The following is a 20,895-nucleotide window of genomic DNA, read 5'->3' as shown; positions in this document are numbered from 1 at the left end:
TAAGAAATTTGCAAAAAGCAGACGAGGTATCTATACATAGGAAATTGTGACAAGGGAAGGCTCTAGAAAGCAACTTTTAATCGGTTGCTTTCTAGAGCCTTGTTAGGAATCTGTAAAGGGATTAAATTCATTGTAAATAATAGAGGAAAAACGAGATGATGAAGAAGACAATATTTTTCAGCTACTTGGCCTAAGTAAGTCAGTTCTTACACTACAATATTTATTTTGTTTTGGCAGCTTCCAAAATCCAATTAGCTAAATTGTCTATTTGCCCTTCTACAGCAATTGGGTCTCGAAACCATGACTGGCTTTCAGTCCACAAGAATACTTTTCCATCGCGAATCGCAGGCAGGTTACCCCAAATCGGATCAGCCTGTAGTTCCTCCAATGTCGATTCTGTTGTTAAAACCAAATAATCTCCAGTATATTCAGGAAGCAATTCCAGTGAAAATTCATAAAATGATTCAGCTAGCATATGTTCGGGAATCGTAGCAGGTGGATTCGCGCCCAATATTTCATACATGATTCGCCCACCTCGTCCAGACTTCGGCCCGAATAAGAATACCTTTCCATCATACTCCTGCATGATGGAGACGGTCTCTCCCTCATCAAGTACAGCTTGAACTTCATCATGTAACTTACTTGTGCGACTCTCAAAATCGGTAATCCATTGTTCAGCGACATCCTTTTTGTCTAATAAATCACCGAAATATCGCATTTCCTCCTGAATACTTTCAAAGCTATTATAAGGCATAGCCACTGTTGGCGCGATGAGCGAATATTTGTCCACTGTTTCTTCTTTATTAATATTTGTAATGATTAAATCTGGTTTCAAATCAACCAGTGCTTCAAGCGAATCTCCCACATTAGTGACACCGTCAAGCATCCCTTCTAAATACGGACTTTCCATCAATAAAAAATCAGATGCCACTGGTTGGACGTCTAGTGCCAACACGGTACCTAAAAATGCCGATGCTGCTACACGTTGTGGATGCGCAGGCACTTCCACATCTCCGAGAGCGGTCTTAATTGTTCGCATTTCGATATTGGCAGGTGCTTCTGCATTCAATTGATCAGATTTGGCTGCGCCACTAGTTCCCTTTGTCCCTTCTGATGATGTCCCGCATGCCGATGTAACCATTGTTAGACACAATAGTGTCATCGCTAACATATTTTTTTTACTCATTGCCATATCATTTCCTCCATCTAACATTAATTGATAATGAATATCATTACCGTTTAAATGATACATGGCTGGATGTGGAGCAACAATGGACAAATCTGTCCAATTCATAGTATCTTTCGAACCTACAAACTGGTATTGCCTGCGATATTCCCCTGGAGTTATACCTGTTTGTTTCTTAAACATACGGTTAAAATAGACTGTGTCTGGATAACCAACATAAGCAGCAATTTCTTGTAGCGTCGCTTCGGTATCACACAGCAAATTTCGTGCCAAGTCTATGCGTAATCGAATCGTATAATCAAGTGGGCTGCATCCCATCTGCTCTTTAAATTTCCTTGAAACATACTGTGGGGTGTAATTCATTTGATGGGCCAACTGCTCCATGGAAATCATTCCACGATAATTCCTTGCGATATAGCGGACAACTTGTTCAGCCAACGTTGGGGCGTGTGCAAGCTCCATCCGCTCCTGTAACGCTGCATGGACGAAACGGATGAACTCCCCCTTACCTTCAATCTTCTTAATTCATGGATATCCTTCATGTCTTTCTCTTTGTCTATCTGCCCATTATCTATTTGTTGCCAATCGCTCAACATTGTTTCTAGCCTCTCCAACATAACGAGCGGTTCGGATGGCGACACTGCCCAACTTTTCATAAATGGATTGTCTGTTTGCATCATCATATGAAACTCCCGCAATGCTGAAGCTGGCAAAGAAGCATTGTATAAAATCATGTAGATGTCAAGAAAGTCAATAGATTGAACCGTTATCCGCTGCCCCTTGCCGATATGTATTAAATGAAACCGTTCGGATAGCCATACTTCATCGTTTACCCACAGCTCAGCCCGTCCATTTGCCACAAACATAAACGTGCTTGCTGGTGTTACATAATTACGAATTTCGTCACCACGCCCAAGTCGTTTTACCCGAATGTCCAGTACACGAATGACGACTTGATTCCACAGTTGAATTTCTTCGCTTATATTCATAATATTGCCACGAAATGAACATTATTGATCCTGTCCATTAGATTGCTCCTTCCCATAGATCATACAGCTTCAATGATTATCATTCTCATTCAGATTTACAACATAACAAATACTATTTGAGGATGTCAAGGCAAGCAAAAATACTTTATCTAACTATACCTCTTGCAAAATTTTCCCCGCCTCAGACATATTTTTTGTCGGCTGCACAGCAATTCGCCTGTTTGAACAATCTCTTGAACACATAAGCTAGCCAGCTTTATCCTATTCTTCACCTAATCCCTTTGTGATTCTAGAAGAGAAAATTCATCAGTCATAATAGATAAATCCGCTCTCCTTTTTAGTTTATAATGTCTACTTCTTAATGCATTGATGCGTTAGATGATAACTAAAAATGTTTATTCTATTCCCATATAACTACTCATACTATGCAGAAACCCGCGAACAACATAATGTCCGCGGGTTTCTATCGTTATTGCCAAGCCTGATTGTCAAAGTGCCACTGCTGGAAAAATTCATGCTCAGCCAATAGCACTTCATGAATTGGGCTGAAAAATTGTTTTAGTACGCCTGTTAATTCAAGTGTAGTGTTTAGCTCAATTGTAAAATGATGGCGCTCAAATAATGCTTCTATATACGCCTGTAAGATACGTCCTTCTATGTTTTGGGTTTGCAACAGTTGATTGACTTCCAACATTGCTTTTGATGTTTTCTCTAAGGCTGGATATTGATACATTTCTATAAATTTTTGTGCTATCACGAATTCCGTTGGATATGTATAAAGCACAGCCACCTTGCTGGCTAGTAAGGTTGGAAACATAATGGTTTTCGGTGTCACTGGCACACTTTCTTTATAGGTTATTCTTACTTCTATGTATGTTGTTGTTTGGCCTAATGTAGCTGGTATTGTGAAATGAATACCGTCTTCTGTTAAAGCACTCTCTATTTTTTCTGCGTTCCACTCAATGCCATCCTCTGGTACTGCAATCGAACAAATTTCTTTCAATGCTTTTTTCACTATTTCCTGTTGATGAGCACTCGGCTTCGCTAGCAGTGTGATTTCTTTTGTGGGCTTCACCAGTCCCTCTGTTAATGCAAATAATAATAAATCCCCTGCTAAGTAAAATTGATCGTTATATGATGAGACAGATAAACGATAAAGGAGCCTTTCTTGACAATAAAGGAATACTAGCTGTTCCCTATTTTCTTGCCGTGCTGCAGCCATTTCTGTTATTTGTGTAAACACATTCGTGGATTGTGTGCTCATTGTTTCCATAAATATCCCTCACCTTTTTGATTTTTCAGTTTTTTCATGTCGGAATTTAGATTCTTACTAAAATTCATGCTTTTATTATCACTTATTTAAGGTATAGAGTAAACGGTAATGTATACCAAAAAAGCCTGTCGTAGCTAGGGACGACAGGCTGGGAAAATTAGACAAGGGGCAGCCTCGCTATTGCGAAACTACCCCTTTAGTATTTATAGGTAACATTCTCGTAAATTGTAAAAGTCTCAACCCAATCGTCTGGGGAATATTATCTTGAAACCAGATTCGTTTCATCACCGCGGTAAAATTCCACTGTGTGCCTTCTAACTTAAGCAACGCAAACCCTACCATCTTTTGCGTCCTTGCAGCCCCAAAGCATGCGCCAGTGTGAATAAGTATCTACAAAAACAAAAAGCAGAATGCCAGATTACAGAAATATGCTACCTAAAATAGCACGTCTCTTATTATAGCACAGTGAATTAAATAAGTAAAATATTTTATACAAAATACAATTTCACACTCTTTTTTCACTCTTTACTCTTTCTAATTCATATACCTAAAGACTCATAAAAATTCCTCTTTAGAAAGGATCATATTTTAAATAACCAATGTTTTAGCTTATAATAATACTTTTTTACCACAAGACTAAAGTTGTTGTTTTTTACAATATATAGTGTATTATAAATATTGTATAACACACTAATATTTGGAGGTTAATATATTTTGCTACATATCATACCAAATGATCTTCCTACATTAACTAAGGGCGAGCGCAGTGTGCTCAATAAGATTAAAAATTTATATAAAGCACAACAAAGTGATGCCTACCTCTATATTCAACCCAAGATTAAAAATCTTATTCCAGATTTTATTCTAATTGATTGTTTAAGAGGAGTAAGTATTTTAGAAGTGAAGGACTGGAGTATTGACTACCTTGCCTCTTGGACTCGTCTAGAAATTAAAAATATCAATGGCGAAAAACTAGATAATCCAGTATTTAAAGCTGGTCAATATTATAAATCTCTGGAAGGCTTATTTTCAATGGATGATAGATTATACAACACGCAAGGTGAACTAGATGTGAAGCTCTCTTCCTTTGCTATTTTGCCTCATTTAAAAAGAGCTGCCTTTGAAGAAAATCGCTTAGCAGATGTTTTTAATCAGAAACCTGCACACTATCTATTATCGGAGGATTTTAACGGTTTAGAAATATCAGACTTATTTTCAGAAATTAAGCCTTTGAGCCCTATGTATTTAAAGATGCTCAGAGCAATTATCTTCCCAGAGATTCAAATTCTCTCTACAAGTGAAAACCACACGCAGGAACTAATTGCTGCATTAGATGCTGAGCAAGAACGATTTGCTAAAAATATTTCATACGGTCATTATATGGTGACGGGAGTACCTGGCAGTGGAAAAACAGTTATGCTTTTAGCAAGAGCAATTCATTTGATCAGAGAAAACCCAGATTGGAAAATACGCGTTTTAACATACAATAGAAGTTTAGCTACAAAACTAGAACAAAAAGTAAAAAGCTTAGCAGAAAATTTATCATTTTTAGATATACATATTGAAAATATTGAAATCAGTACCTTCCACAAGTTTGCATTAGATATAGCACATGTCTCTATCCCAAAACTATCTGGTGATGAACAGCAAAAATGGTGGGACTATGATTTGCCAAGTTTGTCTCTACAAAAAGCTAAACCGATGTATGATGCAATTTTAATTGATGAATACCAAGATTTTTTAGACGATTGGATTCGTTTAGCCATTCAAAGCTGTAAGACTTTTAAAACTATTGATAGTAAAAAAGAAGAAAAAAACAGCATTAATTTATTTTTAGCTGGCGATCGCTTACAAGGTCTCTACCGTTCAACAGATACACCTTGGACAGAAATTGACCCTATTTTAGACATGCGCGGCAGAAGTAAATTACTAAAAAAAGCCTATCGTTCAGCCAATGAGCATATTGATTTAGCTCTACAATTTTTAAGTGTAGATGAAAAATTAAAAGCCGAGGTAGAAAAATTTTATTGCCCTATGAAGGAAATTGAGTATGAAAATTCGGTTGAAAATGGCATCGAGATGATTGAAGGAGAACTTGAAGAGGTAGCCATAAAAATTGAGGAATTGATTTATAAAGCTGGCTATAATCCAAATGAAATAATGGTACTCTGTAAAGACTGGCAGAGAGCTAACACTTTCATCCAAACACTTCCAAAGGTGTTACAAGCAAAAGCGGAATCATTAAATAAAAAAGCATCCACTGAGCATAAAATTATTGTGACAACTTATCAATCAGCAAAAGGATTAGAAGCTCCGATCGTATTTTTATTGGATACAGATCGATTTATCTCTACTTCTGTAAAAGAAGAAGCATTAAAATATCGAAAAACTATGTATGTAGGTATCACAAGAGCCTCTGAACAATTGTACATTCACGCTGAAAACTTCCATCAAGAATCCTATGCACAGGAAATGAAAGTTCTACTTCAACAAACAGTGCCTGTTCAGTAAATCGAACAATCTCAAATACCTGTGATTTCTGTAAAAAAGCCAGTTTATAAGTAGATAAACATTGGAAATTTATATACAACATACACATCATGATATATGACAAAAAATCAGTATGGTAGGACATGTCACCTAGCATACTGATTTTATTATTGCATACTCCATTTCCACTCTACATTTTAATGACAACCCTTTTGTTAGTTGACGGATCGAGGCTGATGACTGTTAAAATCCCTATGGCTGCAATCACAGCAGGCACATCAAACGATACAATCGCTGAGTTTAATGGCAAACCAAGTACAGCCCTTACTAAAACAGCCTGTACCAAAACAATAACTAAAGCCATGATTATAAAAGCTAGACCAAACAAGCCGCCATAGCGATAAAACCCTGCACCAATCAGCCAGCCGACTAAATAATAGCCAAAAATATTGAGGGCAAAGACGAGAATTGCCAACAGCCAATGATTTTGTAAATCCACGAATGGCGATACCATCACTGTTTGTTTCCAAAAATACCCCCAAATGAACTGCCCATATTATCAAGCCTAATGTCAGTTAGTGAACTAGTATTACGAAATGCTAATTTCTCCCGTTCTTCATTTCGTATATTTTAGTATAATGAGATTTTTTGTGAAATGAACAAAAAGCCCCGAATAGTGAAGTTTTCTTTATAGCTAAGATTTTCATAAAAAGTTTCATTCTTAACCTTAACTTATTTAACAAGTTTGTTCGGTTCATCTACAAATGCGCCTAAAATATAACCGCAATCTTGACAATAGTATGAGGTTATTTTAGAGGAATTTCCTAGATGAGAATTAAGCGGTGCATTTTTTTTAAATGATTCTTCTGGAAACATGTGGAGCGGAGCATGAACAGCTCGAATAATACCCTTAAGAATGTTCTGACTATTACAATTTGGACATGTCTTCAATTCCATCACAATCCCTCCATAAGCTTTTATATATTCTATTATAAACTTTTTTAAGCCTTCATAAATAACCATCTCAACAAAAAAACTTAATGGAAAATTTGCGCAAGCTAAAATTGTTGAAAGGCTTGCTCTATCCGAGGATCATGGAGAGCAATATTCAGTAGCACTCACACATTTCAGATATTCTGATGCATTATAATGTCCTCTACTACTTCACTTCCGCAAAAATTAAAATGACAAAAGATGCCCAAGTCAGACATTTCGAACGGTTGGACATCTTTTGTCATATATTCTATATCTATTGGAGCTCGGTCAGACTTCTAGCACACCATAATGAAACTTCGCGGTTACTCTCGTCAATTGCTGGAAACCGTACTGTGCAAACCACTCTGAACGAAAATGTGCCTTTAATACCACCCGCTTTTTCGCTACACGCTTGGCCTCATAGACCCATTCATCCGTTAATGTAACATGCTCACCCGCGAGCCGTAACGCCTGAAAATTATTCGCCTCTTCGATGACCTCTTCAAACATCGGGTCCATATAGACCACATCAAAAGCCTTGTCTGGCAAGGTTTTTAAATAAGCAATCGCTTCAGCCTGAACTACCTCGATTCGTCGCATACAGGCGGTTAATGGTAACTCGGACGTATCATAGGTTTGCGTCCCCCGACTGACAATAAACGCTACATTTGGATTTGCTTCCAGCCCTACTACATGGCCTATCTCCCCCACGATATAAGCCGCTAGCATAGCATCTGCCGCAAGACCTAATGTACAATCCAACACCGAATCACCCTGTTGAAGCTGTGCCGCTTCCAAAAAGGGCTCTGCCTCACCACGAGCAACACGCTTTAGTCGAAACGCTGCAGAATTCGGATGAAAGAAAAAGGGCTCCTGTGCCCCATAGGCATAATATTCATAGCGATTCTTCCCCGCCACCATCACATGTGCCTGCAACTCCTGTGAAATCTTACGAACAGAGCGCTTTTTCCGTGGCTCAAATGTAGCACCTAATGTTTGACACGCAAAAGCAGCGAGCGCCATCGATACTTCGTCTGGTCTGCCCGCTGTCGTCACAATCGTTTTTAGTTCTCGCATGTTTGCTCTAACACGCCAGTTAAATGAGAGACAATTTGCTCCACAGGGAATCCCTCAATTTGTTCACGCGGAATAAAGTAAGCCAGTTCCCCGTCCTTTAAAATCGCCATAGACGGTGAGCTCGGTGGCACCTCTTCAAAATAACCGCGCATTGCTGCAGTCGCCTCTGGATCCTGCCCTGCAAACACCGTCACAAGATGGTCAGGCTTCACCGCAGCAATTGCCTCGCGCGCTGCTGGACGAGCAAGTCCTGCCGCACATCCACATACCGAGTTAATAACCACTAACGAAGTCCCCTTCGTCTCTGCCATAAACTCATTCACTGCATCAGCCGTTGTCAGCTCCGTAAATCCAGCCTCCACTAGCTCCTCACGCATCGGCTTCACAACCTGCTTCATATATTCATCATAAGCGTTCATGCTTTTCCCCTCTTTCCTATGTATTCGCAAAGCTTATTATAGCAAGGTTTTGTGTGAATGTACAAAGACATGCTTTTTGTTTGATTTTTGGGGAAGTGTGACTTTTTTGTGTAACGAATGATGTATTGGTTAATGGCCGTTACACACCTAAAAAATGAAACTAAATCATGTGTAGTTTGTGATTGCAATAAAAAAATGACCTAGTTCAAAATTAATTAAGTTCCTGGTCACTTCTATTTAATTTTGGTTTAAAGCACATTCAATTTCAGCTATCCAGTTTTTCCCACCATAAACGACAAAGGTTGTTTCAGTACCTTTCACATCAAAAACCTTAATTCTTTGAGAGATAAGAAGATTTAAAACAAGCTCCACTCGATCTACATCCTTTAAACTAATTTCCCAATATAAATTAGGATTAATGTTTAAAACATGAGCACAAAAAATAAGACGTTGATTTGTTAATAACAAACGGCCTCCATCAGATTTAGTTGCACTATAATAGATATTCGCCAGACCAGAACGCATTGGTAATTCATTTAAACCCATCTCAATTTCGTGGAAGAAAATCTTTTTGTAAGTAGCTTTAAATTCCTTCAAATCGTATGTCACTTGCTTTGCTTCAGATGTGATGATGTAACTTCCACAGTATTCACAAATGCTGTCCTTTGGATTGAATACGGCCGCACAATTTGGACAATTTAAAGCGTTCACCATGCTCATCGCTCCCAATTTATTATTAACAGATCATCACTAGCATTTTATAATAGTATACTTTTAATTACTTAATATTCCAATATTAGTTCAAATAAAAACTAAGTGCTCCCTTTTAAATGAGCGCATAGTTTTTTCTGATCTAATAGTACTTCTTAAACTGGTGTTTCTTTGTAGGGACTGATTTGAAGCAATCGTTGTTGTTCATAATTCATCATACAGCTTCATCCGCTCCCTTTTGACAAGTATTAATTTATGTAAATAAAAAACCAGGTACTCCATTAATAATGAGCACCTGTTATTTGCTTGAATAAACTATATCCAAATTAAATTCTGTGAAAGACTAACTGTAAAATACTATATTATTTATAATTATCAACTGTGAAACTAACAATTTTGTCATACATAATATACTCAGTTCTTGCAACAATATTTCCAGTCGTTACATTTAATTTAAATTTATAATACGGTTTCCCTTGTCCTTCTTCACGACCATCTAACCAATTCATAAACTGATCAATTTCTGCTAAAGATAAATCATACTCATGAATATCTTTATTAGTCATAGTAAGTCTTAAAATTGCTCTCGTTCCAATTTCCCCTGTTTCCGTTTCTTTTACTGTAACCTCAGCTGTTGCTGTTAAGTTACTTCCATCTGTAGTCGTGGCAGTTATCGTTACTTTACCAGCTTTTTTCCCTATTACATTGCCGTTATCATCAACTGAAGCAATCTCTGAATCGCCGCTTGTCCATTTAACATTTTTATTTATTGTGTTTTCTGGTTCAATTGTTGCTACTAAAGTTTCACTAGAACCTATTGTTAGTTCAAGTGTTTCTTTGTTTAGTTTTAGAGATTCAGCTAATTCCGTATCTGGATGAATAAGTGTACCATCAGCATCAATGTCTATAGCATCCAAGCCGAATAAGGACCATCCACTTCTTCCTCCTTTGAAATTATCAATAACTACTTCATGAACTGTGTCATCTAACCCTAATTTCTCGTATGATAGGTTCATATATTGATTATTTAATACCATCGAGAAAGATTCTGTAATCCCATCTATAGTAATGTCTACACTACTTGCTCTATAATCTGGAGCCCCTGTAGGTGTAATAATTCTAAGGTTCTTACCTTTAAATTTAAATCGTACCTCTCCTTGAGTTGAGTAGCTGGCGTTAAAGCTTGTAGTCCCTTTGTACGCATGGGTTACTTTGAAACCCAGATATGGAAAATTGGTATATTTAATTGCGGAATGTGTGTCATCAAATCTCTGCCAGCCTGACTCAGGTTCTTTTAATTGTTCTCCAACAGTAGAAGCTTTAGCTTTGTTTCCCTCGATATCTAGAAATGAGAAACTGAATAATATAGCTATAGCTGCTGATATTATCATTAAAATCTTTTTCATAGTAATCCTCCCAATCAATGTTAATAGGTTAATAATCCTGGTAAAAAATAATATAACAGGTATAATTATCATGTATTTTATTACAAAATTCAACATTTTTTTCATCTAATTTATTAATGCATCTTAATTTTAATTAGTCTATTTACTTTATTTTCGCTAAATCCAACCCTATAAAACAATCAATTGTCATTATTCCACTTTGTAAAACATACCTTCCTTCATAGCCTGTCAGATATAGTTTTCGGTTTCAGTTTTCATAGCTGGTGAACCTGGATTCCAATTTGTATTTGCCAATTTATTTCCCTCTTTTTGTCTTCCTCAATTAATTAAATCTGCATTTTGCTATTACTTACTAGATCTGCATAGTTCTTCATGATTTCCATTTACACTCGCTTCTTAACCCTTTTTTAAGTTTTTAAACAATTCAACTGCTATGACATGTAATTCATCTGTTTGCTTTCCTCGAAAGATATTCGACACATCAGTACCTTTGCGTTTACCTATACGAAAGCACAGTTCATTCAGCATTTTTTCCACTCTTACTACATGTTCATGTAATACATAAAGCTTAATAGCACGTTGCTCGAAAGATTCTGGAGCATATCTTTCAACCTAATTTACGACTGTTTTTCTTATGTATATTCTTTATAGTAGTCTCTATGTATTTACGTGAATTTTTTCAAAATCAAACTGCATTTATCCCATACAAACGTTGATATACCAATGAACAAAAAAGCATGAACGCTTATATTCATCATAAGCATTCATGCTTTTACCCTCTTTCATATGTATTCGCAAAGCATATTTTAGCAAGGTTTTACGAATGCACAAGACATACTTATTATTCAATTTCATGAGCTTTAGAGAGAAATGCAAATTTTTTTGTGTAACAGATGGTTATTTTATCTAAGGTCGTCATACACCTAAAAATGGAATTTATACAATCGATATTGCTTTTTCATTAAAACAAAAACGCCCAGGCTCAAATCAATTCAATAAATGTACATATTTGTCTATAAAATATGTACTGACACTAAATTATTCCAGATTTTGTTCGATAACAAAATGGATTCATAAATTATTTAATAGAAAGGAGTAAATTCAATTATGATCTCTTCTCAATTTTCAAACATGCAATATTTAATGGCACGTCGGTCTTCATCTAAGTACTATGGGTTAACAAAACAGACTGGCAATGAAGCTAATAACACCTCTACAAAGGGTCAAGAGAGAATTAACAGTGTGAGTAAAATTATTGAAGAAGGCAAAACCTCCAGACTCTCTGCGAAACAGATTGAAACACTTAAAAGTGCTGCTAAGGATGGTTTGTTAGGCTCTAGTGCTAAAACATTAGGACCATGGGGGAAATACAATCTCCAAAAAATTTTATCAAACACTAAGCACAATTCAACATTAAACGCTTATCGACATTCAATCTAATTTTATTAGCGTTCAAACACCCTCCAAATAATTAGAGGGTGTTTTTAAATTTACAAAGTGAAATTTCTAATTTTCAAACCCTCTTTGAATAGCCTACATATGACTCGATTAATTAATTACTCAATCTCAAGTGTGCGGGTTTCAGGAGAAATGAACGGCGAGATGCTTGAATTGGTGTCGTTTCACACCTGTCTTATAGATTAGATCCCCAAAACAGAAATGAACTGGGTTGTTGATCTTTTTTGCATGATCCAAGATTGAAATTCCGTTATCATGGTAATTAGCTGTTGGACATTAGTATCATAGTTTTCTATGAACTCCTGCTCTGAATAGCCGTATAGAAATCCTATACCCTCTTTTAATGAATTAGGATTGGGCTTACTATTTAAAAATTGTTTCATTCTTTCCAATTCCTGATTGATTAAATCCCATATACCCATCTCGATTTCATTGAAAGCAAAATAATCGAATTTCTTGTAATGCTTGTCGATTGCAGGCAAAATGTATCCGAAGTTGTCTTCGGTAAAGTAAATAGAAGAACTATTCCAGCATTCGCCCCTGTATTGATCTGGCAAAATCTCGATATAACATGAACCTTCGAGTAAATTCGTATCATAAATTATTTCAATCATTAAGCCTGCTCCCTCCCATTAGTGAAAGTAAAATTTATTGAGACTCTCTGATTATATCTGGTAATCTGAAACTTTCACTATATTAAAAGAGTCACTTTCTATTCAGTGGTCCTTTCACCAATTATTTAAAATTTTTCTGGTTTTACCACTTTAAAGGAAGCTACTTCCCCACAGTTTTTACAGAAAGTCATCAAAAGTGGTGACCCTACTGCCATTATTGCTCCTATAGGTCTTATATTACCTTGACTCGTCGTACCCCCAACCTGTCCAGTTGTAAAGGTATCTCGACCGCAAACCTTGCAAACTAACTTTTCATTTCCCATTATCTCACCTCTTTATGTAATTAATGTAAATTATAACATAAATCACTCCATCTCGTTACACGCTCTAGCTAACGCTGAGGATCGTGTCAGTCCATTCAAAATTTCAACATTATGTATATAATCAAATGGAAAAGGACCAAAACGTTCTTATTATTCAGTTTGTTATTACTTGTAGGGTGTAATATGAAAACAGAGTAACAATGTTTGCATTTCCTGATGAATGGTGACGGGACAAAGGAGCAAATAGTGAAGGGAATAGACAAGAAATACGACATGCTGTGAACATCGAATTAAAAATGCCTTGCAAAACGCCAACATTTTAATAGAACTTCAAACAGATGAAGAACCATTATATAAACTGGAAGGATTTGATTAAGGAAGGTTTTATTTATACGATATGTATTATTTGAATGAAGAAGTGATTCCTACTTTAATCGAACTAATTGATTCTTGGAACAACCTTACTTCTTCCGTTAAATCAAGACAAAGCTTTGAATGGACACATAAATTGAAAATAAAAATAGCCCGATTAGCAACCACCCATAAACGGTTCTCTGTTTTTGACATTCTTGAATGCCTAAAGTGAACAAGAATAAACCTAAGAACAATATCATGAGGTAATTCAGTTGGAAATCACGGGTGATTAGTCCATAAGCAGCGAGAGAAATACCAATGATTGAGAAAATAATTTTCAAACAATTTAACATTACTTTCCACCCCCTTTTTTAGTTTATCATACAATGTAAGATAACTAGACGTTCGAGAGGCTTCTTATGTAATATTGTTTCCTTATGTTTTCAGCATTAGAGGCTAGGGTGAACCCTCTTTCCCATAGAAAAAGGCATGTGCTCGACCGTATATCGAACACATGCCTTTATTTCTTAAACTCGTAATGAGCCACGGAAGCCCCTTGCTGCGTAGTAGGATTCTGCTCCATTGTGATACATAAAGATCGTGTCATAGCGACGGTCGCAGAAGATAGCACCGCCGAGTTTTCGAATGTTGTCGGGTGTTTGTACCCAGCTCGATGTTTTTAAATCGAATTTGCCAAGCTCTTGTAGATGTCGATATTGCTCTTCTGTTAAAAGCTCAATGCCCATATCCTTGGCTACATCCATCGCCGTATTTTCTGGCTTGTGATTTTTTCTGGCTTCCCATGCTTCACGGTCGTAACATAAACTTCTGCGACCTTTAGGACTTTCCGCAGAACAATCATAAAAAATGAACTCGTCTGTATTTGCATCATAGCCAACTACATCTGGTTCACCGCCCGTTGCTTCCATTTCATGGAGCGACCCTAGTTTTTCCATATTAGTCTCTAGCTTAGCCTGTACATTAGCCCAGTCAAGCCCTTCATGACGAGACGTATTTTTCTCAAAACGAACTTGCAAAGTATGGATTAGTTCCTCGCGTTGCTCTTGTGATAATTCCTTCGTTGTCATCTTTGTCTTCCCCCTCGCTTATTTAAATGACAAGCCTTCTTCTTCCAATGAAGATTTCATAATGGGTAAGGAGGCTGGTCCAATACCATGTATTTTTAATATGTCCTTTTCCGTATACGTAGATAGCTTTTCCAACGTATCAATGCCTTCATGTACTAAAGCGTTTCTTGCAGGTGCACTAAGTTTTGAAAGGAAGCCACTAGTTGGTTTATTTTCTTGATCACATGTAGGGCAACTTGGACAATCCGTGCTTTTGTAAAAGGTATGTCCTTTTTCACAAACTTTTAACTTTTTTTCTGCAGCCAAATTAAGTCCTCCCATCAAATCCCGCATCTAATTCTAACATACTTTACAACTCTAACTCGATTGTCAATACTATGTTTAACATTTTCTAATTGCATACTCAGTTTCGACACCATTTTAAATAAAAATGTAATATCTTTAGTAAAATTGAATAGCATTGGCTCTGAAAACAGAATAGAGGGATTCAAAAAAGGCACTATTTCGCATAAGAATAGTGCTTTTACTGTATCACTGCCTCTTTTCAACAAACAACAAAATGAGTGTTGCCAATGGACCTAATACAAGAGAAAGTAAAAACCAATTTAACCCCGATCTATTCTTCCCTTGTGCAAGCCCCGCATTTATCAACGCCAATGTGCCCCAACCTGCGAAATATTGGTTATCCATCTTCTGTCCTCCTGTTTCACTTAACTATGCTACATCTCTTCACAAATTTAATCATAACATATCCAAATAACATGCTTCCTGAAAGGTGTCAAAATTGTATGTAATGCCTCAACCATTTGCCATCACCGTGAGCAACGCTTCATCCAATAATTTTAGTCATCAACTTTGGTGTTTAATGAGACTCGCTCCTTCCTCAGTGGGTGAAAGTAAGATTTCACGCTTTATCTAAAGGATTCTTATTTCTACGTTTAAAGCCTTTAGTTTCAAGCGTCCTAGCACTATCTGAAATCATCATGATGTTTAACTTTGTGAATTCAGCAAGTTTTTTAATTTATGAGCTCTCCGTGCGTGTGGAGGTAATCACATGTAGCTAATAGTATAAACTGTGCATATGTCAAACCGCCCTTGTTGAGTTCTTTTGTAATGTGTCACTTGCCATAATAAAAAATCCGTACTGTCCTTTGGGTCATTTAACTTAGTCTTTGGCCAATAATTTATTAACTAATATCCTTTTAATGGAAAAATACCTTCTTATAAAACTGTACAAACCCGCCTTTTCATTACTATATAACGCTCAATTTGACTCTGGTGTTGCCTTAGTCATAATCCATACATCAAATTAGCAAGTGCACTTATCAATGATAATAAGCACACTTATTATTATCAACAAGATTCAACTCCTTACTGCAACAGTAAAAAGGGAAGAAAACACATCTAGCATTTTATTACTTCATAGTTTGTCGACTTCAAAAAAGGCCACATCCTCAGTAGAATGTGACTTACTAAAAGTATATATGTAAAAACCTCAAAGAAGCATACCCCCGTTCAAAGTAGGAACGGGGTTAATAGTAAAACTGTATCAAAATTTTTTCTTTAACAATAGCATCCGTTCGTTTAAGTAGAATTGTTCACAAGCTCTAGCTTTTCTCACGCAACTTAATTTCTTTTGGTTTTCTGCGTTTTAGCGAATACATAACCTGATAATCCTAGTGACGCACTAATAACATAGCATTTATAATTATTTTTTTGTAAGTATTGTTCAAGTTCATTCGTATCTTCGTAACCAATCGGCCAAGCGTATAATTTATGTGATTCAAACTGCTCTCTGTTCTCTACGAAAAATGTATTCAAATCCATTTCATCAATATCGAATAAAATACTTCCTGCCATTACATGGTCGAAATCATGCGCTAAGTAATTCTCGAATGTAACAGTTACAATTTCATCTGCCATTGTTTCGATATGTACTAGCAATTCATTTTCTAGAAAATTTACTGAGTATCCAACTATCACACCATCGTGAATAGATTTTGTCATTCACTTCCTCCTTAAAACGGTTGCGTTGTTTGAAAAAGAAATTAGCATTACCTATGGCAATCTCATGATACTTTAACTAACACACCCCATTAGTGGAATATCAATTTATTTTCTATCTCTTATTTCTTCTAGTATTTCTATTACACGATTGTTTTGTTTTTCAATCGATTTTAACCTTTTTTTAATTATGCTTGAAGAGAAAAACACAATTAGTACAATAGCTATTCCAATGATTAAATCCATTCCTATTCCCTCCATTTATATCTTGGTTTATCGTTTCTTACTACCACATACGTTTCAAAGCTACTTGCTAGTTCAAGTATTCTGCTCCATAAGTTTAAGAAGAACAGAGGTGTTAATTAAACAGTAGCCGATTTCAATACCATTAATCACTTTCTTTCACTTTTTACACAATCAGTTTTCGGTCATATTACACGCGTAATATTTCATAACAGCCTGAAAGGTTAGAATGAAACTAATCAAAGTCGATAATAAAAGTTCCATAGTTTCGAGCTGATTAAATGGCAGTCCATGTCGTATAAACATAAAAAAACCACCTCCCAACGCATTACAAGCAAATAAACCTCCCCAGATTGCCGCTTTCGTCCTTTTATGAACGTTGTCGCCTCTTAAATATCTCATATACAAGAAACAAACAACACCGATCCCTATGATCAACAGTGCTGTCTGAGCAAAGGAGGGTGTCACAGTCATCGGCTCTTCCCACGGCATATCCACATAGAGAAGGTTACCAAAGTGAATCATGTTGAAAATCAATAGACAAATCAGCACACAAAAAAAGAATAACCATTCGGCTATTGTCATGAACCATTTCATTATTGTTATACCTTCCCTTCTATTCTGATAGCCTTACAGTCAGAGGATTCGTTTATTATTCGTTGTTTTAACTTTTTTCGTTGCATATTCTCCCTCTTTCAATGATTAGTCATTCGACAAAAAAGGTTTTTTCCTCCATTTATGTTTTATATTGGCATATGAATCTCTGGCGAATCAAAAGAAAAAAAGCAATCATAGGGTAAATACCATTTCCCCTTTCTGCATCGATACATATTATATGTTGTAGAAAGGGGGGATTTTCAGTGGGATACAGTGGAAACGTAGGTAATATCAACAACAGCTGCTATTATGGCGGCGACTCTGGCGGTGGCGGCTATTACGGATCAACATTCGTATTAATCGTCGTGTTATTCATTTTATTAGTTATCGTTGGCGCTTCTTTCATGTATTAATCATCCCAACTAGCACCTAGAACACCCTTTTACACGCTGCTAAAGCCGTGTGAAGTCATTTTAACCATTTTATAAGGGTCGCTTTACCAGCCTAGTGACCCTTTTATATTTCAGACAGACGTGCGATAATGAAGAAGAATTAGCTTTGTAACAATATCCCACCTAACTGAAATGGCAAATTGAGGTGAACCCTACATGTTGAGAGTAATAAAAGCATTACTAGGAATCGCATTGATTATGGTTGGTCCTATGTTGATTGCCATTACGGTTGACGATACGGTATGGCTCAAAAATATATTATTAAGAATCATTGGTGTCCTGTCCATTTTACAGGGCGTTCATTTAGTACATAGACAATTTCATCCACATTCATACAAAAGAAAACCCAGGAACTCAAAATAAAGAGCACTTGGGTATGCTTGATGATTTAGAAAAAATTATTCCTTCTCAAAATATTTTAGATCTAATTGAATAAGAGTTGTATTCATATCATAAAAATTTCCCGACTTAAATTTTTCCTCATGAGTAAATTCTTTTTGATTTTGAATAAATGCTAACCACTCCTTTTCTAACTCACCGCTATTCTTTCCGTAAACTTCCTCTACTTTTTTTGCTAAATCTTTCTCATTGTAGATCTGTTCAAACTTTTCTAGTCCGTAGGTATCAATTAAATATTTTGTAAATGAAGCCGTATGTGTGTAGCTCAGCTCCATAAGGATTTGATTCTCTTTTATATTTGAAAGTTTTGGGCGAAAATAGGCATCATCTTGATTTGGATCAATTAACTTACTAATAGGAATTAACTTGTCTGAATCCATATAATGCTTCATGTATTTTTCAAAATATAATTTATTTTTTCCATATTGATCCTCCATATAACTCGCAAAACCCTCTTGCGTAAAATAGCCATGGTCAGATCCAAAATTATTGCCATAACCAAGTAAAGAATGTGTCATTTCATGGACAAGTGGATATATATCTTCTTTAACGCCAGTTAACTTGATTTTTGATGCTAAGCCCCATGATTGATCGTCTTCTTTAAGATAAATAGTTATCTTGTCAGATGGCACATAGGAAGTATGTATGGATTGCTGAATGTTATCATACGCCGTAAGGATTTCATCTTTTAAGATAGCTACTTTTTCTTTTGGAACGTTGATATCATTCTTAATCTCAAAAGTTATTTTACCATCCTTTGTCACCACAATATTTTCATCGTTTTTTTCTTGTATTTGCTCTTTAGGTTGAACGGTTTCCGCTGTACAGGCTGTTAATAGCAAAGTACATAGAAGGATTGTGCCATGTTTACCTCCTAAAAAGTATTTTCCAGTTTATACGAGACTTAAAATCCAAAAGTTTCATTTTAAAAAGAAAAATAAGGAAAATTAGACAAAATTATTTATGATATTATTAGACAAGGCAAAAAGGAGGACTCCATGAGCAAAAGTAAATGTATCCATTACAACCCACGCTATGGCTGGGATTTAAATGATGATGCACATTTGGAAATGTGGTTATTCGCCAAAGCACAACGTAGACAAGTAACTATTCTCAGCTATGGATGTGACTTAGATCATCACACCATTAAAAAAATTGTTCGGCATTACCTCACTACGGAAAAACCTGACGCAGCAGAAGACACACTAGAAATAAGATATGATACATATGATGCTAATTCAAATCTTCATACAGAGAATCAATACTATTTTGAAACCTATTTCATCAGTGAAAACACATTAGCTGCTTTTGTCCAAGCGCTACATCGATTGCCTGGTACACATATTCGCTGTGAATTTAATGTGCGGGGACATTTTGAAGTGAACCTAAATGGTGTAGAATTTTCTACACGTGTATTAAAAGCTCTTGATTTTCCATCTATGTACAAGGAAGATTTAATCGGACGCTATCTTTTATTTATCGATACAGAATCACCTGACAATGAAATGATTCGTCACAAAATACACTTGCTCCCCAAAGAGTTGCAAAGTCTTTCTCTTCCTTTAGATAGCTCACTGCTACAGCGGGAACGTTTAGTAAAAGACTGGATAACAGCCATTCTTCGATACGAAGTGTAAATTTTAGCTTACTCAGGATGATGGTCTATAAAACCAAGTAATCTTATCATATAAATAGTAGTGTTAAGCGAATTCGTTTAACATGGCACCTCCCGATTTGTTACTAAGGGGCACTTCTATCGAGTGTCCCTTCTATCTTTTTTGCTATTGCACACTTCAACGACATCCATTACGATAGAATTTATTCGTCATTATGGGATGTGGATTTATGTTAGAATTTATTATTAATTTCTTATCAAATACCTATGTCGGTCAACCAACTTTACATACAAGAAAAATTGATCAAAATATAGCAAGGCTACAGCACTGCGATTGGTTTCACGACATTTACCATCATGATCAATACCGCAGCCTATTTTTTGCGAATCGCCATGTCAGAAAATACCTTCAAAGTAATGTTCGGGTCAAGCGAATGATAAAGAATAAGCAAGCGCAAGAAAGGTTTCTCCAATTTTTACATAAGCAATCGAAGGGACGGGAACAAAAGAATTGTAAGCAATGAAAATCCCGAATTATGACAAAACACTCCATACCTTAAGTGTTTTGTCATAGTTCGGGTGTTTTTTCTTAGCTAATGAGTGTCAAAATATCCTTTGGCTCCTGTAGCACGTAATCTGCATTCTTAAATCCAGTAGTGGTTTTGGCTCCCCAGAGGGCAAGGGCAAATTTGGCTCCTGCTTGCTTAGCACATTGGAAATCATAGATAGAGTCGCCAATATAGATAGCCTCTTCTGGAGCTACCTGCAATGTGTCCAGACATTTTAAAAGGGGCTCTGGATGTGGTTTGTGCTTTTCCGTATCACTAGCACTAACAATATGTTGGAAATAATCACTTAGCCCAAACGGATTAAACTCATCCACTATCTCTTGAGCTGTTTTAGAAGTCACAATACCCATCTGAAGCGATGTTCTTGCTAACTGTTGGATGACCTCCTCTAGATTTTCAAAGACGGCCACCTCGTGTGAAAAATCAAGAACCGCCGCAGACCATTTCTGATGAACAGCCTCTATGTTATCGACCTTGAGCCTCTGTAGGGCATCTTTCCCTGGGATGCCTAAAGCAAATCGTAGTGCCTCAAATGAATACTCTTTTTGCGTTTCTTCCCGTAACGTTCTTTGCAATGACTGTAAAATCGCTTGCTCAGTATCCAAAATCGTCCCGTCTACATCAAAAATAATCGCTCTCAACATGAGTGTTCC

At 36.4% G+C, this 20,895-nt stretch carries 25 protein-coding genes; 5 read left to right on the top strand and 20 right to left on the bottom strand.

The features are described from left to right. Positions 1-220: 220 nt before the first annotated feature. The 3 genes from NST76_RS10140 to NST76_RS10130 all read right to left on the bottom strand — a co-directional run bounded on the left by NST76_RS10140 (position 221) and on the right by NST76_RS10130 (position 3,448). Entirely contained in the window at positions 221-1,648 is a 1,428-nt protein-coding gene (locus tag NST76_RS10140) for an AraC family transcriptional regulator (protein ID WP_342545143.1), read from the bottom strand. Beyond that, positions 1,576-2,175 carry a hypothetical protein gene (locus NST76_RS10135; protein WP_342545141.1) on the bottom strand — a complete coding sequence of 200 codons (600 nt, stop codon included), beginning with the start codon at positions 2,173-2,175 and terminating at the stop codon, positions 1,576-1,578. Before NST76_RS10135 ends, NST76_RS10140 begins: the two co-directional genes overlap by 73 nt. A 469-nt stretch (positions 2,176-2,644) precedes the next feature. Further along, positions 2,645-3,448, bottom strand: a complete 804-nt coding sequence (locus NST76_RS10130; RefSeq protein ID WP_342545139.1) for a nucleotidyl transferase AbiEii/AbiGii toxin family protein — start codon at positions 3,446-3,448, stop codon at positions 2,645-2,647. Between the two features lie 714 nt (positions 3,449-4,162). Here NST76_RS10130 and NST76_RS10125 point away from each other — a divergent pair. Further along, entirely contained in the window at positions 4,163-5,959 is a 1,797-nt protein-coding gene (locus NST76_RS10125; RefSeq protein WP_342535656.1) for a UvrD-helicase domain-containing protein, read from the top strand. Between the two features lie 169 nt (positions 5,960-6,128). Here NST76_RS10125 and NST76_RS10120 read toward each other — a convergent pair whose 3' ends face one another. From NST76_RS10120 to NST76_RS10095, 6 genes are all read right to left on the bottom strand, one after another. Continuing rightward, the gene (locus NST76_RS10120) at positions 6,129-6,455 is read right to left on the bottom strand and encodes a hypothetical protein (protein ID WP_342545137.1); all 327 of its coding nucleotides are present in this window, start codon (positions 6,453-6,455) and stop codon (positions 6,129-6,131) included. A gap of 746 nt (positions 6,456-7,201) precedes the next feature. Further along, positions 7,202-7,990, bottom strand: a complete 789-nt coding sequence (locus NST76_RS10115) for a class I SAM-dependent methyltransferase (protein ID WP_036122608.1) — start codon at positions 7,988-7,990, stop codon at positions 7,202-7,204. Continuing rightward, positions 7,978-8,409: a BrxA/BrxB family bacilliredoxin gene (locus NST76_RS10110; RefSeq protein WP_036122610.1), complete on the bottom strand. Its 432-nt coding sequence runs from the start codon at positions 8,407-8,409 to the stop codon at positions 7,978-7,980. Before NST76_RS10110 ends, NST76_RS10115 begins: the two co-directional genes overlap by 13 nt. 237 nt (positions 8,410-8,646) lie before the next feature. After that, positions 8,647-9,123, bottom strand: a complete 477-nt coding sequence (locus NST76_RS10105) for a hypothetical protein (protein WP_330494034.1) — start codon at positions 9,121-9,123, stop codon at positions 8,647-8,649. Positions 9,124-9,482: 359 nt separating this feature from the next. Then, the gene (locus tag NST76_RS10100) at positions 9,483-10,526 is read right to left on the bottom strand and encodes an Ig-like domain-containing protein (protein ID WP_058843093.1); all 1,044 of its coding nucleotides are present in this window, start codon (positions 10,524-10,526) and stop codon (positions 9,483-9,485) included. A 396-nt stretch (positions 10,527-10,922) separates the two neighbouring features. Continuing rightward, complete coding sequence (locus NST76_RS10095) at positions 10,923-11,054, bottom strand: hypothetical protein (RefSeq protein WP_330494035.1); 132 nt, start codon at positions 11,052-11,054, stop codon at positions 10,923-10,925. A gap of 579 nt (positions 11,055-11,633) precedes the next feature. On the opposite strand from NST76_RS10095, the gene NST76_RS10090 reads away from it, so the two are divergent. Next, positions 11,634-11,966, top strand: a complete 333-nt coding sequence (locus NST76_RS10090; RefSeq protein ID WP_342545136.1) for a hypothetical protein — start codon at positions 11,634-11,636, stop codon at positions 11,964-11,966. 200 nt (positions 11,967-12,166) lie between these two features. Here the strand turns inward: NST76_RS10090 and NST76_RS10085 are convergent, their stop codons facing one another. From NST76_RS10085 to NST76_RS10045, 9 genes are all read right to left on the bottom strand, one after another. Further along, the gene (locus NST76_RS10085) at positions 12,167-12,598 is read right to left on the bottom strand and encodes a hypothetical protein (protein ID WP_271913226.1); all 432 of its coding nucleotides are present in this window, start codon (positions 12,596-12,598) and stop codon (positions 12,167-12,169) included. Between the two features lie 125 nt (positions 12,599-12,723). Then, a complete protein-coding gene (locus tag NST76_RS10080; RefSeq protein WP_036122627.1) occupies positions 12,724-12,921 on the bottom strand; it encodes a hypothetical protein in 198 nt (65 codons plus the stop codon). 473 nt (positions 12,922-13,394) lie between these two features. Next, the gene (locus NST76_RS10075) at positions 13,395-13,628 is read right to left on the bottom strand and encodes a DUF3953 domain-containing protein (RefSeq protein WP_036122630.1); all 234 of its coding nucleotides are present in this window, start codon (positions 13,626-13,628) and stop codon (positions 13,395-13,397) included. A 174-nt stretch (positions 13,629-13,802) separates the two neighbouring features. Further along, the gene (locus NST76_RS10070) at positions 13,803-14,363 is read right to left on the bottom strand and encodes a DUF4256 domain-containing protein (RefSeq protein ID WP_058843091.1); all 561 of its coding nucleotides are present in this window, start codon (positions 14,361-14,363) and stop codon (positions 13,803-13,805) included. An 18-nt stretch (positions 14,364-14,381) separates the two neighbouring features. Further along, complete coding sequence (locus tag NST76_RS10065; protein ID WP_058843090.1) at positions 14,382-14,669, bottom strand: RNA polymerase alpha subunit C-terminal domain-containing protein; 288 nt, start codon at positions 14,667-14,669, stop codon at positions 14,382-14,384. 225 nt (positions 14,670-14,894) lie between these two features. Further along, the gene (locus NST76_RS10060) at positions 14,895-15,053 is read right to left on the bottom strand and encodes a hypothetical protein (RefSeq protein WP_170829801.1); all 159 of its coding nucleotides are present in this window, start codon (positions 15,051-15,053) and stop codon (positions 14,895-14,897) included. A 936-nt stretch (positions 15,054-15,989) separates the two neighbouring features. Continuing rightward, complete coding sequence (locus tag NST76_RS10055) at positions 15,990-16,370, bottom strand: hypothetical protein (protein WP_342545135.1); 381 nt, start codon at positions 16,368-16,370, stop codon at positions 15,990-15,992. 105 nt (positions 16,371-16,475) lie between these two features. Further along, on the bottom strand, positions 16,476-16,613 hold the full coding sequence (locus NST76_RS10050; RefSeq protein WP_330494037.1) for a hypothetical protein: 138 nt from the start codon (positions 16,611-16,613) through the stop codon (positions 16,476-16,478). Positions 16,614-16,784: 171 nt separating this feature from the next. Then, the gene (locus tag NST76_RS10045; RefSeq protein WP_340808892.1) at positions 16,785-17,207 is read right to left on the bottom strand and encodes a hypothetical protein; all 423 of its coding nucleotides are present in this window, start codon (positions 17,205-17,207) and stop codon (positions 16,785-16,787) included. A gap of 290 nt (positions 17,208-17,497) precedes the next feature. On the opposite strand from NST76_RS10045, the gene NST76_RS10040 reads away from it, so the two are divergent. Together NST76_RS10040 and NST76_RS10035 are read left to right on the top strand one after the other, a co-directional pair. Next, positions 17,498-17,620: a YjcZ family sporulation protein gene (locus tag NST76_RS10040; protein WP_139149510.1), complete on the top strand. Its 123-nt coding sequence runs from the start codon at positions 17,498-17,500 to the stop codon at positions 17,618-17,620. Positions 17,621-17,815: 195 nt separating this feature from the next. Next, on the top strand, positions 17,816-18,022 hold the full coding sequence (locus tag NST76_RS10035; protein ID WP_342545134.1) for a hypothetical protein: 207 nt from the start codon (positions 17,816-17,818) through the stop codon (positions 18,020-18,022). 35 nt (positions 18,023-18,057) lie between these two features. Here NST76_RS10035 and NST76_RS10030 read toward each other — a convergent pair whose 3' ends face one another. Then, positions 18,058-18,825 (bottom strand): hypothetical protein, encoded by a 768-nt coding sequence (locus NST76_RS10030; protein WP_342545133.1) that lies wholly within the window; start codon positions 18,823-18,825, stop codon positions 18,058-18,060. Positions 18,826-19,056: 231 nt separating this feature from the next. Between NST76_RS10030 and NST76_RS10025 the strand changes: the two genes are divergently transcribed. Continuing rightward, entirely contained in the window at positions 19,057-19,695 is a 639-nt protein-coding gene (locus NST76_RS10025; RefSeq protein ID WP_058843088.1) for a hypothetical protein, read from the top strand. 567 nt (positions 19,696-20,262) lie between these two features. Here the strand turns inward: NST76_RS10025 and NST76_RS10020 are convergent. Then, positions 20,263-20,886 carry an HAD family hydrolase gene (locus NST76_RS10020; protein WP_342545131.1) on the bottom strand — a complete coding sequence of 208 codons (624 nt, stop codon included), beginning with the start codon at positions 20,884-20,886 and terminating at the stop codon, positions 20,263-20,265. Positions 20,887-20,895: the final 9 nt, after the last annotated feature.

This window comes from Lysinibacillus sp. FSL W7-1291 (assembly GCF_038593415.1).
Taxonomy (GTDB): domain Bacteria; phylum Bacillota; class Bacilli; order Bacillales_A; family Planococcaceae; genus Lysinibacillus; species Lysinibacillus fusiformis_D.
Note: the sequence above shows the minus strand (reverse complement) of the source record. Positions and strands in the feature narration are given on the sequence as shown.

What these genes read in the sequence shown, in the direction of transcription:
- NST76_RS10140 (WP_342545143.1), bottom strand. Translation starts at nt 1,648, where the DNA reads ATGGAGCTTGCACACGCCCCAACGTTGGCTGAACAAGTTGTCCGCTAT.
- NST76_RS10075 (WP_036122630.1), bottom strand. Translation starts at nt 13,628, where the DNA reads ATGTTAAATTGTTTGAAAATTATTTTCTCAATCATTGGTATTTCTCTC.
- NST76_RS10115 (WP_036122608.1), bottom strand. Translation starts at nt 7,990, where the DNA reads ATGCGAGAACTAAAAACGATTGTGACGACAGCGGGCAGACCAGACGAA.
- NST76_RS10105 (WP_330494034.1), bottom strand. Translation starts at nt 9,123, where the DNA reads ATGGTGAACGCTTTAAATTGTCCAAATTGTGCGGCCGTATTCAATCCA.
- NST76_RS10035 (WP_342545134.1), top strand. Translation starts at nt 17,816, where the DNA reads ATGTTGAGAGTAATAAAAGCATTACTAGGAATCGCATTGATTATGGTT.
- NST76_RS10080 (WP_036122627.1), bottom strand. Translation starts at nt 12,921, where the DNA reads ATGGGAAATGAAAAGTTAGTTTGCAAGGTTTGCGGTCGAGATACCTTT.
- NST76_RS10055 (WP_342545135.1), bottom strand. Translation starts at nt 16,370, where the DNA reads ATGACAAAATCTATTCACGATGGTGTGATAGTTGGATACTCAGTAAAT.
- NST76_RS10090 (WP_342545136.1), top strand. Translation starts at nt 11,634, where the DNA reads ATGATCTCTTCTCAATTTTCAAACATGCAATATTTAATGGCACGTCGG.
- NST76_RS10060 (WP_170829801.1), bottom strand. Translation starts at nt 15,053, where the DNA reads ATGGATAACCAATATTTCGCAGGTTGGGGCACATTGGCGTTGATAAAT.
- NST76_RS10070 (WP_058843091.1), bottom strand. Translation starts at nt 14,363, where the DNA reads ATGACAACGAAGGAATTATCACAAGAGCAACGCGAGGAACTAATCCAT.
- NST76_RS10045 (WP_340808892.1), bottom strand. Translation starts at nt 17,207, where the DNA reads ATGAAATGGTTCATGACAATAGCCGAATGGTTATTCTTTTTTTGTGTG.
- NST76_RS10110 (WP_036122610.1), bottom strand. Translation starts at nt 8,409, where the DNA reads ATGAACGCTTATGATGAATATATGAAGCAGGTTGTGAAGCCGATGCGT.
- NST76_RS10020 (WP_342545131.1), bottom strand. Translation starts at nt 20,886, where the DNA reads ATGTTGAGAGCGATTATTTTTGATGTAGACGGGACGATTTTGGATACT.
- NST76_RS10025 (WP_058843088.1), top strand. Translation starts at nt 19,057, where the DNA reads ATGAGCAAAAGTAAATGTATCCATTACAACCCACGCTATGGCTGGGAT.
- NST76_RS10050 (WP_330494037.1), bottom strand. Translation starts at nt 16,613, where the DNA reads ATGGATTTAATCATTGGAATAGCTATTGTACTAATTGTGTTTTTCTCT.
- NST76_RS10135 (WP_342545141.1), bottom strand. Translation starts at nt 2,175, where the DNA reads ATGAATATAAGCGAAGAAATTCAACTGTGGAATCAAGTCGTCATTCGT.
- NST76_RS10100 (WP_058843093.1), bottom strand. Translation starts at nt 10,526, where the DNA reads ATGAAAAAGATTTTAATGATAATATCAGCAGCTATAGCTATATTATTC.
- NST76_RS10085 (WP_271913226.1), bottom strand. Translation starts at nt 12,598, where the DNA reads ATGATTGAAATAATTTATGATACGAATTTACTCGAAGGTTCATGTTAT.
- NST76_RS10130 (WP_342545139.1), bottom strand. Translation starts at nt 3,448, where the DNA reads ATGGAAACAATGAGCACACAATCCACGAATGTGTTTACACAAATAACA.
- NST76_RS10095 (WP_330494035.1), bottom strand. Translation starts at nt 11,054, where the DNA reads ATGCTGAATGAACTGTGCTTTCGTATAGGTAAACGCAAAGGTACTGAT.